Below are 16,937 nucleotides of genomic sequence, written 5' to 3' on the forward strand. Positions count from 1 at the left end.
AGATAGGGGAGATGGGGAGATGGGTAATTAGCAATTAGCAATTAGCCATTACCAATTAGCAATTAGCCATTAGCAATTAGCCATTAGCAATTAGCCATTACCAATTACCAATTACCAATTACCAATTACCAATTACCAATTACCAAACCAATAGTGTATCTACTATGCTTTTCAACTCTTACGTATTTATCTTTGGCTTTTTACCAATTACTATTATTGTATTTTTTGCTTTCTGCAAGTTTCATTTAATCAAAGGTGCGATTTGGTGGCTAGCCTTCACTTCCTTGTTTTTTTACGCTTACTGGAATATTTCCTATCTGCCTATCATGCTGGTTTCCGTGATTTTTAACTATTATATAGGTGAAGAAATCCAGCGAAGCCTGTCCAATCATCAGCGTGCCAAAACTCTACTCTGGGTTGGCATCATTTTGAATTTAGCAAATATTGGCTATTACAAATACGCCAATTTTTTTGTCACTTCTTGGAATCAGCTTTTTCACACCGAATGGTCAATTTCTGAGATTTCATTACCTCTAGCAATTTCCTTTTATACATTCACCCAAATTGCTTATCTCGTAGATGTCTATCGGGGAGAACACGAAAAATATAAATATGATTTAGTCTCCTATAGTCTATTCATTTCCTTCTTTCCCCAACTAATTGCCGGGCCCATCCTGCGCCACAACGAACTAATTCCAGAATTACGGCAAATACGAACTTTTGTTTTTTCCCATAAAAATGTAGCTATGGGTTTAACGATGTTCATCCTTGGACTGTCCAAAAAGGTAATTATAGCAGATAATATCTCTCCTTGGGTAGCCCCCGTTTTCAGCAATGCAAGTAATGTTAGTTTCCTCGAAGCTTGGACAGGATCGCTTAGTTATACATTGCAACTTTACTTTGATTTTTCTGGCTACTCAGATATGGCAGTTGGCTTGGGATGGATGTTTAATATTCCTCTACCTTATAACTTTAACTCTCCCTATAAAGCCACATCAATTACTGACTTTTGGCGGCGGTGGCATATTACCCTTTCTAATTTCCTCCGTGATTATTTGTACATCCCTTTAGGTGGTAATCGCCAAGGTGAAATTCGCCGCTATGTTAATCTAATGATAACTATGCTGTTAGGTGGACTATGGCACGGTGCCGGCTGGACTTTTGTTTTATGGGGAGGAATACACGGGTTATTTTTGGTAATTCATCAACTATGGCGCAAGCTAAATATTTCTTTGCCAAAATTGCTATGTTGGACGCTGACATTTTTAGCTGTTGTAGCTAGTTGGGTACTATTTCGTGCTCATAATATTCACACTGCCAAAGAAATTTTGAAGGCAATGGTAGGAATGAAAGGCTTTATATTGCCCACTTCTTTTGAATCCCAACTCAATTTTTTAACTCCGCTAGGAGTGCAGTTTAAAGAACTAGCGTATCTACCTAGCTTGGGTTTGCGAAATACAGCAATTGTATTGATTGGACTATTGCTGTGCGTTACCCTATCACCAAATACGCAACAATTTATGCAGCGGTTTAAGCCAACACAGATATGGATGGTAGTGACAGCTAGCTTAGCAGTTTTCTGTTTAATTTCTCTAAATCGCGTCTCTGAGTTTCTGTACTTTCAATTTTAAGGTGAGCTAAATCATGAAATCTTACCGCCGCTATATTTTTAGTTTCCTGGCAGTTGTATTCTTCTTAATGGGGTTAGTTGGAGCCTTTAATTTTTTGGTCGATCCCTACGGTGTGATGGGCAATTTAAGTATTGTTGGTTTCAATAAGGTAAAATCAGAAAATCACAATCACGTCAGATTATTTAAAGCTCTTGCTATAACTAAACTCACCCCCAAATCTGTTTTTTTAGGCTCTTCTAGAGCTGAAGTTGGTTTAGATCCAAATCATCCCGCTTTGGAGGATTACCAACCAGTTTATAATCTGGGAATTACTGGGGGAAATATCTATGAAGCTAAGCGCTATTTGCAACACGCGATCGCTAATCAACCCGATTTAAAGTTAGTGGTTTTAGGTCTAGATTTTTTTATGTTTAATCAGTTTGGGAAGCTTACCCCTAGTTTCCGGGAAAGTCGCTTAGAAAAAACTAGCATTACTTTTCAAGATGCCTGGGAAGTTCTTTTTTCTTTAGATGCTTTGATATCTAGTAAGCTGACAATAATTCGTAATAGAAATGAGCCTAATGCGACAGGTCATTTTTACCCGAATGGGATGCGTGATACTCCTTACTTTATTCGAGAAACTTATCACAATCAGCCGCAAGAAATTATTTTTGTGGAAGTATTAAAGGCTTTTCGTACTCGACCAGAATTTTATCAGACTTACCAACTTTCAGAGTCAAATATGAATGACTTAAAAAGTCTGATAGATATTTGTCGGCAACGGGGTATTAAATTAGAATTGTTCATTTCACCTTGTCATGCTACTGAATGGGAAGTTATTCGGGATGCGGGTTTTTGGCCAGTTTTTGAAGAGTGGAAGCGCCGAATAGTGGCAATGGCTACCGTCTGGGATTTTTCTGGTTACAATAGTATTACAACTGAACCTATTAGTAATAATATGAAAAATTATATAGAAAGCTCCCATTACCGCAAAGAAGTGGGAGATTTGGTAATAAATAGGATTTTCCAATACCGAGAAGAAACTCAGCCTAGAGATTTTGGGGTGTTGCTGACAGCAGACAATGTTGAAGCTCAGCTCGCTAAAATTCGGAGCGATCGCGAACTTTGGGCGAAAAATAACCCGGATACGGTGCAACTTGTGAAAAATTTAGAGCCTAACCCGAATTGCGAGTTTTGCAACGGTGTAGAGAACTTTTTAAAGTAAGCAGGGTTGGATATATAGCAGTCGCCAAGGCAGTTAGGACATTCTGAATTCCACCAAACTCGCTAATTCTATTACCTTCTCCCCCTTCTTCCCCTTCTTACCCTAGCCCCTAGCCCCTCTTAAACCGCCTTGGCGGTTGATATTAAGTGCGCCCTACTGGAATCGAACCAGTCTGAAAGCGAATTATGAGCTCGCTGCCTCCCCAATCGGCCAAAGGCGCTTTAGTTTAGATGATATCAGATGATAACACAATTTGCCAGTCCGTGCTAAAACTAGATAACTGAAATATAAATCGCCAATCGGCCGCTGGTTGATTTGGCATCGCTGCGAGTTACAGGCTATCTGTAGCAAATAGCAGTTTTCAGGGCGATTTGGCATAACTTTACAGGCAATGGCATTGAATTCAACTGTAGTTCTGACCTTAATTCTACTCACCCTCATGTTTGGAGCCGGTTTGACGAGTGCTTCATGGGGTTTTACTGTAGGTCGCCAAGCTTTGAAAGGAATTACTCAACCAGATGTCCGCCCCGGTAACAACGCGGGTGGCACTAAGGGTAGTTCAAATCCCCGCGAGGAAGTATCTATACTGAACGAGAAGGATATTCTTAAAGCTGTCAAAGCACGGATGGAAGGCCGTGATGTGGAGAAGGGGGCTGCTAAGGGCAATGCGGATGCAGACAAGGCGACGGCTAAATCTGCCCAGGCGAAAAAACCCGTTAAGCAGGAGAATGCCAAGACGAAGTTTCCGATTAATAGTCGCGACGGGGGCGTAACGCTGGAGGTGAGTTCCATTCGCGAACGCGGCAGTTCTCTGCTGCTGGATGTAAGCATGAAGAACGAAGGCTCGCAATCTGTCCGCTTTCTCTATAGTTTCTTGAATGTCACCGACGACCAAAATCGAGCCCTGAGTGCTAGTGCTGAAGATTTACCAGGGGAATTGCCACCTAATGGGCAGGTGTTTTACGGGACGGTGAGTATTCCCACAGCTTTGCTGGACAATGCCAAACAACTTTCGCTGACGCTGACGGATTATCCGAATCAAAAACTCCAGCTACAGATATCGGGGATTTCAATCCCGAAATAAAGTTGTTCTCAACGAGCGGTGATAGTATTTTCAAACTTGATTAAGAAGATCAAAGATGGTTGCCCCTGTTGTGGTTGTCGAAGGCGGTGCTAGGAATGCCTAGCTTACCTGCCCTTACTTGGACAGATGCGCTGTTACGGCTGCTGGCAGTTTTACTGCTGATTGCTATTAATGCTTTTTTTGTCACGGCGGAGTTTTCAATTGTCTCGGTACGGCGATCGCATATCAATCATTTAGCTGCGGTGGGCGATTTAGAAGCTCAGACTGTGCAATATTTACAGCGCAGAATCGAACGTCTCCTTTCGACTACACAGTTAGGAATTACTTTGTCTAGTTTGGCTCTCGGCTGGATTGGCGAGGGGACGATGGCGATTCTGGTGCGAAGGTTTTTGGCTTACTTGCCGCTACCACCGAATATTAGCGAGGCGATCGCTCATTCTCTGGGTATATCAATATTAACTTTTTTCCTCCTGGCTTACTTACAAATTGTCCTGGGAGAGCTCCTACCAAAATCAATAGCTTTGTTGCATTCAGAACAGTTAGCGAAGGTTTTAGGGCCTCCCAGTTTAGCGATCGCTCGTTTTTTTAACCCGTTTATTTGGATTCTCAACCAATCTACCCGCTGGTTACTGCGCGTGCTGGGCATGGAATACGGCGTTCCGCATCGACCAGTTACTTCCCAAGAATTGCAGCTCATAATTGCTACCTCCACTGAGTCAACAGGTTTGCAGGCCCAGGAGCGAGAACTACTCAATAATGTCTTTGAATTTGGAGCGGTTTCAGTCGAAGAAGTGATGACTACTCGTACTAGCATTGTGGCAATTCCTAGAACTGCTACCTTTCAAATGCTGCTAGATGAAATAGCTGTTTCTGGACATTCCCGCTATCCTGCTTTTGGGGAATCTTTAGACGAGATTGTTGGCCTTGTTGACTTCAAGCAACTCGCTAAACCCCTAGCTCAAGGTTTGCTTTCCCCCCAGACGCTAATTGACCCTTGGATTCGTCCAATTAGGTTTGTGCCGGAGGTGATGCTTTTGAGCGAATTGTTACCTTTAATGCAGCGATCGCCCGAAGAAATGGCGATCGTAGTTGATGAATATGGCGGAACATCTGGGTTAGTTACTATTAAGGATTTGATTGCAGAAATTATCGGCGAAAGTCGCGAATCATCAGACATGGAAGAAGTAGATCTGCAAATGTTAGATGACCGGACTTTTTTGGTGCAGGCCCAGTTAGAATTAGAATCTGTTAATGAAATATTGAATTTCAATTTGCCCATCGCTGATGAATACGAAACTCTGGGGGGCTTTCTGATCCACGAATTACAAATTATTCCTGCTCTTGGGGAAATATTTGTCTATGGAAATCTGGAATTTACTGTGATTTCTGCTTCTGGAGCACGCTTAGACCAAATTCGGATTCGCATATTGGACAGTTCAGGTACTCAGAATTTGATTGATACTGTGCCAAAAGATGGAAGTCAGACGACACCAGGCCAGTCTGCCAACAATCCCGATATTAATAGTGAATTAGACCATAGGAATTAGAGCAGAACTTACACCTGGAGGAGTAACAATAAGATTCATAAGCTTGATAAAATCAAGGACATAGCCCTGTGTCCCCTCTGGAAGGATGGGCGCTGATTAAATCTTATTTTCTTCATTAATTCACCGACTATTCCTTGAGAGAATTCGATAGCGATGAGTGAATTTTTTGACAATCGACACAAACTCAATATTTCGGAAGCAGCAGAAGTGTTTGTGTTTCCGGCATCTTTTGCTCAGCAACGGCTGTGGTTTCTCGCTCAATTAGCGCCTAACAATCCTTTCTATAATGTGACAACTGCACTGCGTTTGACAGGTGTACTCAACCATGATTGTCTAGAAGGGGCGTTAGATCAAATTGTGGGCAGGCATGAAGTTTTGCGGACAACTTTTGCGGCGGTAGACGGGCAGCCTATACAAGTAATTTCTCCGAATTTAAAGTTTGTTTTAAATATATCCGACTTGCAAAAAATACCCGCAGAAAAACGGGAAACAGAATCAATGAAATTAGCAGAACTGGAGGCGGAGCAACCTTTTGATTTATTAACAGGGCCGCTGCTACGGGGCGTGCTGATTTGTTTGTCGGAAACCGAGCATATTTTATTAATAAATATGCACCATATTGTTGCGGATGATTGGTCGCTTGGAGTATTAATTCGGGAACTAGGAATTATCTATACGGCCTTGGTAGACGGGCGCTCTTCTGAACTGCCAGAATTACCGCTGCAATATGCCGATTTTTCGGAATGGCAGCGCGAATGTTTGCAGGGGGAAGTATTAGAAAGCCAGTTAGTTTATTGGCGACAGCAGTTGACAGGTATTCAGGCGTTAAATTTACCGATAGCTAGACCTAAATTAGCCGCACAAAGCTACCGGGGAGCTACTGAATTTTTTGAGCTACCGCCGCAGTTAAGTAGCGAATTGAAAGCGCTGTCGCAGCAAGAAGGGGCGACTTTATTTATGACTTTACTAGCAGCATTTCAAGTGTTACTGTACCGCTATTCGCAACAGGAAGATCTGGCAATTGGCACCCCGATCGCTAACCGCAACCGCAGCGAAATTGAAGGATTAATCGGTTTTTTTGTCAATACTTTAGTGCTGCGAACTGATTTATCAGGAAACCCGACTTTTCGAGAACTTTTAAGCCGCGTTCGGGAAGTAACAATGTCTGCTTATGCCCGCCAAGATGTCCCTTTCGAGCAACTGGTGGAGGAATTACAGCCGGAGCGTTCTTTGCATCAAAATCCATTGTTTCAGGTGGTATTCAGCCTGCAAAATGCGCCGTCACAGCAGCTAGAGTTGCCCGGATTAGAGTTGAGTTATGTCAATTTGGAAGTAAAAACAGCACGTTTTGATTTGGAATTGCACTTGTGGGATGCTGCGGATAGTTTCAGGGGTTTCTATGGAAAAGATTGGCAGTATTCGGACAGTTTTAGAGGTGTGGCAATCTACAACACGGATTTATTCGATCGAAATGCAATTAGCAGGATGTTGGAACATTTCAAAATACTTTTATTAAACATTGTTGCTAACCCAGAACAGCGAATTGCTAACTTGCCTTTATTGAGCGAAGCTGAACGGCATCGGCTGTTAATTGAAGGGAATAATACTCGGAGAGATTATCCGAGAAATAGGTGCGTACACGAGTTGTTTGAGGAGATAGCTGAGCAAAATTCGAGCGCGATCGCGCTAACTTTTTCAGGTCAACAATTCACTTATCGAGAACTCAACGATCGCAGCAATCAACTAGCACATTATTTGCAAAAATTGGGTGTTGGTGCGGGTGTTTTAGTGGGGCTTTGTGCTGCGCGATCGCGCGATACAATTATCGGAATGTTGGGCATTTTGAAAGCTGGGGGAGCTTACTTGCCTTTAGATCCGAGTTATCCGCGCGATCGGCTCAATTTTATGTTAGCAGATGCCGGAGTTAATGTATTACTGGTACAGTCAAAGTTGGCGGAGAATTTTACAGGATTTGAGGGCGCGATCGTCTGTCTGGACGATCTGGAAATTTTCGCCAAAGAAAGCATAGAAAATCTTACCAACACCGCAAAATCAGACAATCTAGCTTACATTATTTACACATCCGGTTCAACTGGAAAACCTAAAGGTGTAGCAGTTCCCCACAAAGCTATTAATCGGCTGGTAATTAATACAAATTACATAAAAATCTTACCTTCAGATAAAGTTGCCCAAGTCTCAAACACATCATTTGACGCAGCTACATTCGAGATTTGGGGAGCTTTGCTAAACGGAGCACAATTAGTGGTAATTAATACAGAGACAATGCTTTCGCCCCGCGAGTTAGCTTCCGAAATTCGCCAACAAGGTATTACTATTTTATTTTTAACTACTGCCTTATTCCAAAAAACGGCTGGAAGTGTTCCGCAAGCATTTAATTCGCTTAAGTATTTATTATTTGGAGGAGAAGTTGCCGATCCAAAATGCGTCCGAGAAGTCCTCCAAAAAGGGCCGCCAGAACATTTAATTCACGTTTACGGCCCGACAGAGAACACCACATTTTCTGCTTTTTACTGCGTGGGAGATGTACCGGAACAAGCAGCGTCAGTCCCCATCGGCAAACCGATTGCAAACACGCAAATTTATATATTAGATAACTATTTGCAACCAGTACCGATCGGGATTCCGGGCGAACTGCACGTCGGCGGCGATGGACTCGCTGAGGGCTATCTTAACCGTCCCGATTTAACAGCAGAAAAATTTATTCCTAATCCTTTTACTGCTAATTCTGAGTTAGGAGAATTAAGGGATGCCAAACTTTATAAAACTGGCGATTTAGCCCGCTACCTTCCCGATGGTAATATCGAATTTTTAGGTCGCATTGACAGCCAGGTAAAGATTCGCGGGTACAGAATCGAATTGGGAGAAATTGAAGCAATGCTCAATCAGTACCCAGGAGTGAAAGCAGCGACGGTAATTGTTAGAGAAGATATTCCGGGAGACAAATATCTGGCTGCTTATATTGTTCTCCATAGCATTAATTACAAACTGCAAGTTAATCAACTGCAATCGGGTAATTTGCGGCAATTTTTACAACAGAAACTGCCTGGATATATGGTTCCCAAAACTTTGGCCGTGCTGGAATCTTTGCCCCTGACTCCTAACGGCAAAGTCGATCGTGCGGTGTTACTTAAGATAGATGCAGAAACAGGCGATCGCCAAGAAAATTATGTAGCGCCTCGGACTGAAGTTGAAGAAGTGCTTGCCCAAATTTGGGCTAAAGTTTTGGGAAAACAGCAAGTGAGCGTTTGCGATAATTTCTTTGAATTAGGCGGACATTCGCTGCTGGCAACTCAATTAATTTCCCGCATCCGAGACGCTTTTCAAATAGAATTGTCGGTCAGAAATTTGTTTGAGTCCCCAACAACGGCAAGTCTAGCAAAATACATTGAGACTGTTTGTTGGGCGGCGAAAAATCAACAGGTTTCACAGCAGACAGTAGATGCTAGAGAAGATGTGGAATTTTGACGCAATACACCGATTGTTTGCTGTTTGCGAAAATAACTAGGACGGGTTCTCCGGCCCATCCCACAATAAAAAATGACTTTCATGGATGGGCAGGATTTATCAGGGAGGTTGACTATAGCGAAAAGTCACTATCACGAAGCGCAAAAAGCTCTAATAACTTCCGCAAACTCCTGGTTTTTCTCCATCAGTGCCATGTGTCCCCCCAGCTTTAAAGTAATCAATTCTGCTTCAGGCAATTCTGCTTTCATCCGCTGGCTAGCAGCGGGGAGAGTGACAATATCTGAATTGCCGCAGATAACCAGCACAGGAACGCGAATTCCTGCCAAAGTTTTTGTTTCATCGTATTTGAACATCGCCAGCGTGCCGAGTGCGAGAACGCGGGGGGAACCCAAGGCTGATAAGAATGCTGAAAAGTCCAATTGACCGCGAGTTTCTGTGCCTTTAAATCCCGATATTTCGACGCTAAGGTACAGCGAACCATTGAGGTAACTCTGCCAGGTCATCAGCCACAAAACCGGGGAAAGAATTGAGGCGATGTGCAATATCGGTTCGAGCAAAGGCTTTTGCAAAGCACACAACAAACCGCTAAAAATACTGGTTTTGAGAGGATTTGTATAAGTGGTATCTACCAGGATTAAACCAGCTACTCGGCGGCCGAGATGTTCTGGAAACAAGCGGCAAAATGTTAGGGAAATCATGCCTCCCATGCTGTGTCCTAGCAGGAAAACTGGTTGATCTCCAGCTATGGAAACCACGGCTTCAAGATCGCGGGCAAGTTTTTCTAAGGAGTAATCGCTGTTTTTCGGTCGAGTGGATTTTCCTAGTCCCGGCAAATCCCAAACTATCACTCGAAATCGATCGCTCAATTGCTTTTTGACGTAATACCAAACCATACTATTTGGCCCCCAACCGTGCGATAAAATAATCGGCTGTCCGTCTTCTGGGCCGTAGAATTCTACTTGTAAAACAGTGCCATCTGGTCTTTTTAACCGCTGCACTGTACCCGTCCGCGTTGGCTTAGGTTCGTCAGTTCCGGGGCGACGAAATAGCGGTAAGCTAATAAAACGACCGCCAAAAGACCAAAGAACTATTAATATTCCGCTAACTAAGTAGGACGTGGCTACAAGTTCGCCGATATACCATTCGTAAAGAATGTAGATACCTCCACCAAGTATTCCGAAGGACAGCAGTCCCATCAGCCATACGAGTAGAAAATTGAGTGGCATGAACGGCATAAGCTAAAACCTTGCGCTCTAATTTTTGTTGGTTTGTCCAACAGGATCATACTTAAGTTAGACCAAAATTGGCTACGAATGAGATAAAGTTTGATATCAAGTCTGGTTAATTGCACATTATATTTGTAGGGAGATGGCGCTGCCGTGTCCTTAGCTGTAGCGCCTTAATTTAACCGAATTTAATATTATTTATCTGGTTGTAAAATTTATTTTATTAGTTGGTCAAAGCGATCGCAAGATAACTCAAAATGCTGGAGCCGAAAATGTCGAGTTTACCGCCACAAATTGCAGATTCCATCAAGGAGAGTTTGGTTGAGTTCCTATCGCGCCTCCGTAGTCTCGATATTAATGTTTTTATCGAGGGTGAAACCCTGCGCTGCAATGCTCCTGAAGGAGTTATGACTGCGGAAATGCGGACGGAAATATTGAACAAAAAATATGAGATTATTTCATTTTTAAAAGCTGCTAATTCTACTACTACAAACATCGTACCTGTTTCGCGGGAGGGAATTATACCGCTTTCTTTTGCACAGCAGAGGCTGTGGTTTATGGATAAATTAGTACCGAATAATCCATTTTATAATGTTCCGGCTGCGGTGCGGATGACGGGCGCGATCGATTTGGCAGCGCTGCAACAAAGTTTTGATGAAATTGTGCGCCGACACGAAGCTTTGCGGACGACTTTCGCTGCGGTAAACGGGCAGCCAGTTCAAAAGATAGCTGCGGCTGTTAATGTGGCGATCGCGCTTTGGGATTTGCAAAATTTGCCGTCAGCCAAACGAGAAATTGAGGTCGAACGGTTGATAACTGAGGAGGCGCAGCGACCTTTTAATTTATCAGTCTGCCCGCTGGTGCGAGTGAATTTATTGCAGTTAGATGAAGCTGAATATTTGCTGATACTGAATATGCACCACATTGTTTCTGACGGGTGGTCGATCGGGGTGCTAATTCAGGAATTGGGGGCGCTTTATCCGGCTTTTGCTAGTAAAAAACCTTCGCCTTTACCTGCATTATCTATTCAGTATGCTGATTTTTCCAGGTGGCAGCGCGATCGGCTGCAAGGTGATGTTTTAGAAACTCAATTAACTTATTGGCGGCGGCAGTTAGAGGGTATTTCTATGTTGAATTTGCAGACCGATCGACCCCGGCCTGCGGTGCAAAGTTACCGAGGAAAACGGCTATTTTTGCAACTGCCAAAACAATTAAGCGAGGCTTTAGAAGCTTTCAGCCAGCGTGAAGGAGTAACGTTATTTATGACGTTGCTGGCGGCTTTTCAAACGCTACTTTTCCGATATTCACAGCAGTCAGATATTGCAGTTGGAACTCCCATCGCTAACCGTAACCGCAGTGAAATTGAATCCTTAATTGGATTCTTTGTCAACAGTTTGGTGCTGCGAACCGATTTGTCGGGAAACCCAACTTTTCGGGAACTTTTAAACAGGGTAAAAGAAGTGGCATTGGGAGCTTACGCGCACCAAGATGTACCGTTTGAAAAGCTAGTTGAGGAACTGCATCCCGATCGCGCATTGAACCAAAATCCCTTATTTCAGGTGGTATTTGCGCTGCAAAATGCGCCTGCGGACAAATTAGAATTGCCGGAATTGACGTTGAGGCCGCAACAGTTGGATGCTGGGACAGCTAGGTTCGATTTGGAGTTTCATTTGTGGGAGCGATCGCCCGATAATAAGCTGTGGGTTGATTGTGCGGATGGCATTAGCGGTTTTGTAATTTACAGCGCGGATTTGTTTGATGAAGCTACTATTGTGCGGATGCTGGGGCATTTTGAAACCCTGTTGTCAAGTATTGTTGCTAATCCCGATGGGCAGATTGCCAATTTAGAAATTTTGACCGACGCTGAGCGAGATTTGCTGTTAGTTAAATGCAATAAAAATCAAATTAATTATCCAAAAGATTTATGCCTTCACCAGTTATTTGAAATTCAAGCAGAGCAAACTCCCGATGCGGTAGCTTTAGTATTTGGAGAGGAAAAGATTTCCTATCGAGAGCTAAATATCCGCAGCAACAAATTAGCGCATTATTTGCAAAAAATCGGGGTGGGTGCGGAAGTTTTGGTGGGGATTTGCGTAGAGCGATCGCCTGATGCGATTATCGGGATGCTGGGCATTCTGAAAGCGGGTGGAGCTTACTTGCCTTTAGATCCGACTTATCCGCGCGATCGCTTGAACTTGATGTTAGAAGATGCTCATGTCCCCGTAGTGCTTACTCACCAAGGGTTTAACCTCCAAGCTAATAGCGAAAGTCGTAGTGAAAGCGGAGAAACTTACAATCCGATTGTGGTTGATTTGGATGAGAGTGGGGAGAGTAGCGATCGACAAAATCCCGATCGTGCGATCGCCCCAGTTGCAGCAAATCTGGCTTGCGTCATCTATACATCGGGCTCCACTGGCAAGCCGAAAGGAGTGCAAATCGAGCATCGTAGCTTGTTAAATCTGATTTTTTGGCATCAGCAAGAGTTTGCAATTTCGGCGTGCGATCGCGCCTCGCAGATTGCTGGGATTGCTTTCGATGCTTTCGGGTGGGAAATCTGGCCTTATTTGGCTGCGGGGGCTAGCATTTATTTTGCTGAGGATGAAATTAGGCGATCGCCCGATCGGTTGCAGGAATGGCTGCTATCAAATGAGATCGCTGTTAGCTTTTTGCCAACACCTTTAGCCGAACAAGTTTTGCTATTAGATTGGCCGGCTGATTCTGCTTTGCGAATTTTGCTGACAGGAGGCGATAAACTCCGCCAGTATCCTTCAGCGAAGCATCCTTTTAAAGTAGTGAATAATTACGGCCCAACTGAGGCTACTGTTGTAGCAACTTCCGGCACAATTCCTGTTAGGGAGCAAGCGGATACAGCACCCACGATCGGATGCGCGATCGCTAACGTTCAAGTGTATATATTGGACAAGTATTTGCAGCCCTTACCCGTTGGTGTTGCTGGCGAATTGTACCTCGGTGGCTGCGGAGTTGCTAGGGGCTATCTCAACCGAACAAAATTAACTCAAGAAAAATTTATTCCCAATCCTTTTGCTATCCAGTCTGAGTTAGAACAGCCAAGAGAACATTCCCAACTATACAAAACAGGTGACTTAGTTCGCTACCGAAACGATGGCAATCTGGAGTTTTTAGGTCGCCTCGACGAACAAGTACAAATTCGGGGTTTCCGTATCGAATTAGGAGAAATTGAAGCAGTATTGGCTCAGCATCCAGCGGTGCAGCAAACTGTAGTCATAGCTTCCCAAGATGGGGAGGGAGAAAAACATTTAGTTGCTTATGTTGCCCTGAATGCTGAAGACATTTTTGCCGAAGAACCCGACATTCAGCAATTACAGGCGGAGCAAGTTTTGCAATGGCAAATGCTGTACGGTGAAACTTACAAACAACCTGCTAGCGGTATAGATCCAACGTTCAATATTACAGGTTGGAATAGCAGTTATACCGGGGAGGCGATCGCGGCGGAACAAATACGCGAGTGGGCAAATAATCAAGCTGCCCAAATTTTGAAATTACAGCCAAATCGAGTATTAGAAATTGGCTGCGGTACGGGCTTGCTGCTGTTCCAAATTGCCCCACACTGCACGCAGTATTGGGGTACGGACTTTTCGCCGCAGTCGATTAATTACATTCAGCAGCATTTGCGCGATCGCGACTTGGCGAATGTAACGCTGTTGCAAAAAATGGCGGCAGATTTTGAGGGCATAGAAACAGCAGCATTTGATGCAGTAATTCTCAATTCTGTAGTGCAGTATTTTCCCAGCATTGACTATCTTTTGCAGGTGCTAGAAGGAGCTCTAAAAGCAGTGGCTCCTGGCGGTAGCATTTTCATCGGCGACGTGCGAAACTTGCCTTTATTGGCAGCTTTTCATGCGGCGGTGGAATTGTATCGATCGCCCCCTTCGGCGACTATCGAACAGTTGCAGCAGCGGGTACAAATGCAAATTTTTCAAGAAACAGAATTAGTCATTGACCCGGATTTCTTTAGGGCATTAAAGCACCGATTTCCGCAAATTAGCGGCGTAGAAATTCAACTGCTACGCGGTACATTTCATAATGAATTAACTCAGTTTCGTTATAATGTGATTCTTCATCGGGCGGGTGAAATAGATATGCCCTCCCCCCCCTTGGTAAGGGGGGGAAGGAGAGAGGAAAAAGAGATATGGTTGAACTGGTCTTCTCAAAATAAAGATTTGACGGCGGCAAAAGTGCGCCAGATTTTAGTTGAAAATAAACCGGATATTTTAAAGATTGCCAATGTGCCGAACGCGCGAGTTGCGGCAGCAGTTCAGGCGGCAGAGTGGCTGTCTAATTCCGATAAATTTAAAACAGCACTTCAGTTGCAAAAAGCTTTGCAAGAACTTCCTAATTTAGGAATAGAACCGGAAACATGGTATGCTTTGGATGTACCATATACAGTTAATATTAATTGGTCTAATCCTAGCAATAAAGGCTGCTACGAGGTAGTATTTGTACGGGGAGAAGAGAGAAGTTTTACGGCAGAAGAAACAGGCGATCGCCTGCGCCCTTGGCACTCTTATGCTAACAACCCCCTGCAAACTAAAGCCGCTCGTAAATTAGTGCCAGAACTGCAAGCCTACCTAGCAGAAAAGCTGCCAGAATATATGATCCCAGCAGCTTTTGCCGTGCTGGAATCGCTGCCGTTGACACCAAATGGAAAGGTCGATCGGCGTGCCTTACCTACACCGGAACCTGTTAAGTTAGAATGGGCTGGAAGTTATGCCGCACCGCAAACACCAACTGAGGAAGTTTTAGTGAGAATTTGGCTAGAAATTTTGGGAATAAAACGAGCCGGTATTCGCGACAACTTCTTTGAATTGGGCGGCCATTCGCTGTTAGCAACTCAGCTTGTTTCTAGGGTGCGCGATGCTTGCGGGGTTGAATTGCCTTTGCGCTGCGTATTTGAAGCGCCGACAATTGCAGAATTATCTGAGATTGTTGATAGTTTGAAAGATAAAAATGCTCAAATTAAAGCTCCTGCTTTAGTGCCTGTTTCTCGCGAGCATCGCCGCGTGAAGCTATCATCGCTGAACAAAGAAAGTAAGAATTTTTATTAAATACTTAAAAATGTTTGAGATTAAAATATCTAAATATATTAACTACTTGGGAGATACAGAGTACATGGCTGATGTTGTTACATCGCCTGGGGCTGTTAATTCTCTCATTAAGTTACTCCAAAGTAACGAACGCGAAATTATTAGCGATACTTGTTTTTTTATTAGAGATTTTGTCCTGAGTTGTTCTAAAAATCATATTTGCCGACAATCTTGGGAAAGCCAGCTAAAGTCAGCTATTATCCCAGAACTCGAAAATTTGCTTTTTGCCGATAACCATTTCATCCGCAAAGACGCAGTTTATACACTAGGAAAAATATGCAGCTACGACAGCATACCAGTAATGCTTAATGCCTTTTATAAACTGCGCGATCGAGACCCCATTTTACTGCCGCGACTTATAGGAGAGTTATTTTGGCTAGGCATCAATAATCCCTGGGATGTAATTAACAGTATGGCAGTCAGCGATCGCTATATAACTCGGTGGGCTGTTGTGGATGTTTTGGGGAAATTTAGTTGCAACTCGCCAAATGATGAAGATTTTTTGAGGGCACACAGATTATGCGATCTACTTCGACGCGATGCACATAGTTTGGTGAGAGAAGAAGCAGAATATAATTATCAATTTTTAGAATTGCAGCGTCGCAAGCATCAAGAAAATATATCGAAGGCTGAGTACAGACAACAGAGTAAAGAATTAAAAAAAATCAGCATATTTTTGCATTTTAATAATATTGGCAATCAGTTTTGTAATTATATGTACGCTCGCAATTTACATACATATACCAGTGAAGAGTTAGAAAACTTCATAAACAATTTAAAAAATAGTTTGTAGATTATCTAAATCTTGGCATAATTATGAGTGAGAGAAGACCGCTAATGAGCAGCAACATAGAAAACCACTGCATCAAAACTGATGAGAAAAAACTAAATATGGAGCCAGAAACAGAAGTATTAGTCTTCCCCGCATCCTTTGCCCAGCAGCGGCTTTGGTTTCTCGATCGCCTCGCTCCTGGCAATCCTTTCTACAATGTCTCCACCGCACTCCGCTTAACAGGTTCCCTCAACTTAACCGCCTTAGAACAAGCATTCAACGAAATTGTCCGCCGCCATGAAATTTTACGCACAACTTTTGTAATGGTAGAAGGGCAATTGTCGCAAATCATTGCCTCAGAATTAACTGTATCTCTTCCCAAAGTTGACTTACAAAATTTACCGCTAACTCAGCAAGAAACTACTGTAAAGCAACGGGCAATTGCAGAATCGCAGCTACCATTCAATTTACAAAAAGGCCCGCTGTTGAGAGTAAAGCTGCTGCAATTGGGGACAGCAGAATATGTGCTTTTGCTAAATTTCCATCACATTGTTGCTGATGGTTGGTCGATTGCCGTGTTAATTAGTGAACTCACATCGCTCTACAAAGCTTTTGCAAAAAACCAGCTTTCTTCGCTGCCTGAACTCCCCCTTCAATACGCCGACTTTGCAGAATGGCAGCACCAATGGTTGCAAGGTGAAGTATTAGAAACTGAGCTAGCTTATTGGCGGCAAAATTTAAAAGGAATTGACCTCCTAAATTTGCCGATCGCGCACCCCAGGTCGCCCGTTCCCACCTACTGCGGCGCTCGACAATTTCTAACGCTGTCGTCGCTTTTGCGCGAGCAGCTAAACTCGTTAA

9 protein-coding genes and 1 tRNA gene are annotated in these 16,937 nt (G+C 43.5%); 8 read left to right on the forward strand and 2 right to left on the reverse strand.

Going from position 1 to position 16,937, the window contains the following annotated elements:
• Positions 1–164 precede the first annotated feature (164 nt).
• Positions 165–1,631, forward strand: coding sequence for an MBOAT family O-acyltransferase (locus PN499_RS22385; protein ID WP_272034767.1), 1,467 nt, complete (start codon positions 165–167; stop codon positions 1,629–1,631).
• Positions 1,632–1,644: 13 nt separating this feature from the next.
• Entirely contained in the window at positions 1,645–2,835 is a 1,191-nt protein-coding gene (locus PN499_RS22390; protein WP_272034769.1) for a hypothetical protein, read from the forward strand.
• A 147-nt stretch (positions 2,836–2,982) separates the two neighbouring features.
• Here PN499_RS22390 and PN499_RS22395 read toward each other — a convergent pair.
• Positions 2,983–3,055: transfer RNA gene (locus PN499_RS22395), tRNA-Ile, on the reverse strand.
• 171 nt (positions 3,056–3,226) lie between these two features.
• Between PN499_RS22395 and PN499_RS22400 the strand changes: the two genes are divergently transcribed.
• From PN499_RS22400 to PN499_RS22410, 3 genes are all read left to right on the forward strand, one after another.
• Entirely contained in the window at positions 3,227–3,919 is a 693-nt protein-coding gene (locus PN499_RS22400) for a hypothetical protein (protein ID WP_272034771.1), read from the forward strand.
• A 95-nt stretch (positions 3,920–4,014) separates the two neighbouring features.
• On the forward strand, positions 4,015–5,466 hold the full coding sequence (locus tag PN499_RS22405) for a hemolysin family protein (protein ID WP_272034773.1): 1,452 nt from the start codon (positions 4,015–4,017) through the stop codon (positions 5,464–5,466).
• Between the two features lie 153 nt (positions 5,467–5,619).
• Positions 5,620–8,952, forward strand: a complete 3,333-nt coding sequence (locus tag PN499_RS22410) for a non-ribosomal peptide synthetase (protein ID WP_272034775.1) — start codon at positions 5,620–5,622, stop codon at positions 8,950–8,952.
• A gap of 131 nt (positions 8,953–9,083) precedes the next feature.
• Here PN499_RS22410 and PN499_RS22415 read toward each other — a convergent pair whose 3' ends face one another.
• Positions 9,084–10,187 carry an alpha/beta fold hydrolase gene (locus PN499_RS22415; protein WP_272034776.1) on the reverse strand — a complete coding sequence of 368 codons (1,104 nt, stop codon included), beginning with the start codon at positions 10,185–10,187 and terminating at the stop codon, positions 9,084–9,086.
• Between the two features lie 248 nt (positions 10,188–10,435).
• On the opposite strand from PN499_RS22415, the gene PN499_RS22420 reads away from it, so the two are divergent.
• From PN499_RS22420 to PN499_RS22430, 3 genes are all read left to right on the forward strand, one after another.
• Positions 10,436–15,265 (forward strand): non-ribosomal peptide synthetase, encoded by a 4,830-nt coding sequence (locus PN499_RS22420; RefSeq protein WP_272034778.1) that lies wholly within the window; start codon positions 10,436–10,438, stop codon positions 15,263–15,265.
• A gap of 10 nt (positions 15,266–15,275) precedes the next feature.
• Positions 15,276–16,097 carry a HEAT repeat domain-containing protein gene (locus PN499_RS22425; protein WP_272034780.1) on the forward strand — a complete coding sequence of 274 codons (822 nt, stop codon included), beginning with the start codon at positions 15,276–15,278 and terminating at the stop codon, positions 16,095–16,097.
• A gap of 44 nt (positions 16,098–16,141) precedes the next feature.
• The coding region (locus tag PN499_RS22430; RefSeq protein ID WP_272034782.1) for a condensation domain-containing protein at positions 16,142–16,937 on the forward strand (796 nt) is incomplete at its 3' end.

Origin of the sequence: Kamptonema animale CS-326, assembly GCF_028330895.1 — a bacterium.
Lineage (GTDB): Bacteria > Cyanobacteriota > Cyanobacteriia > Cyanobacteriales > Microcoleaceae > Kamptonema > Kamptonema formosum.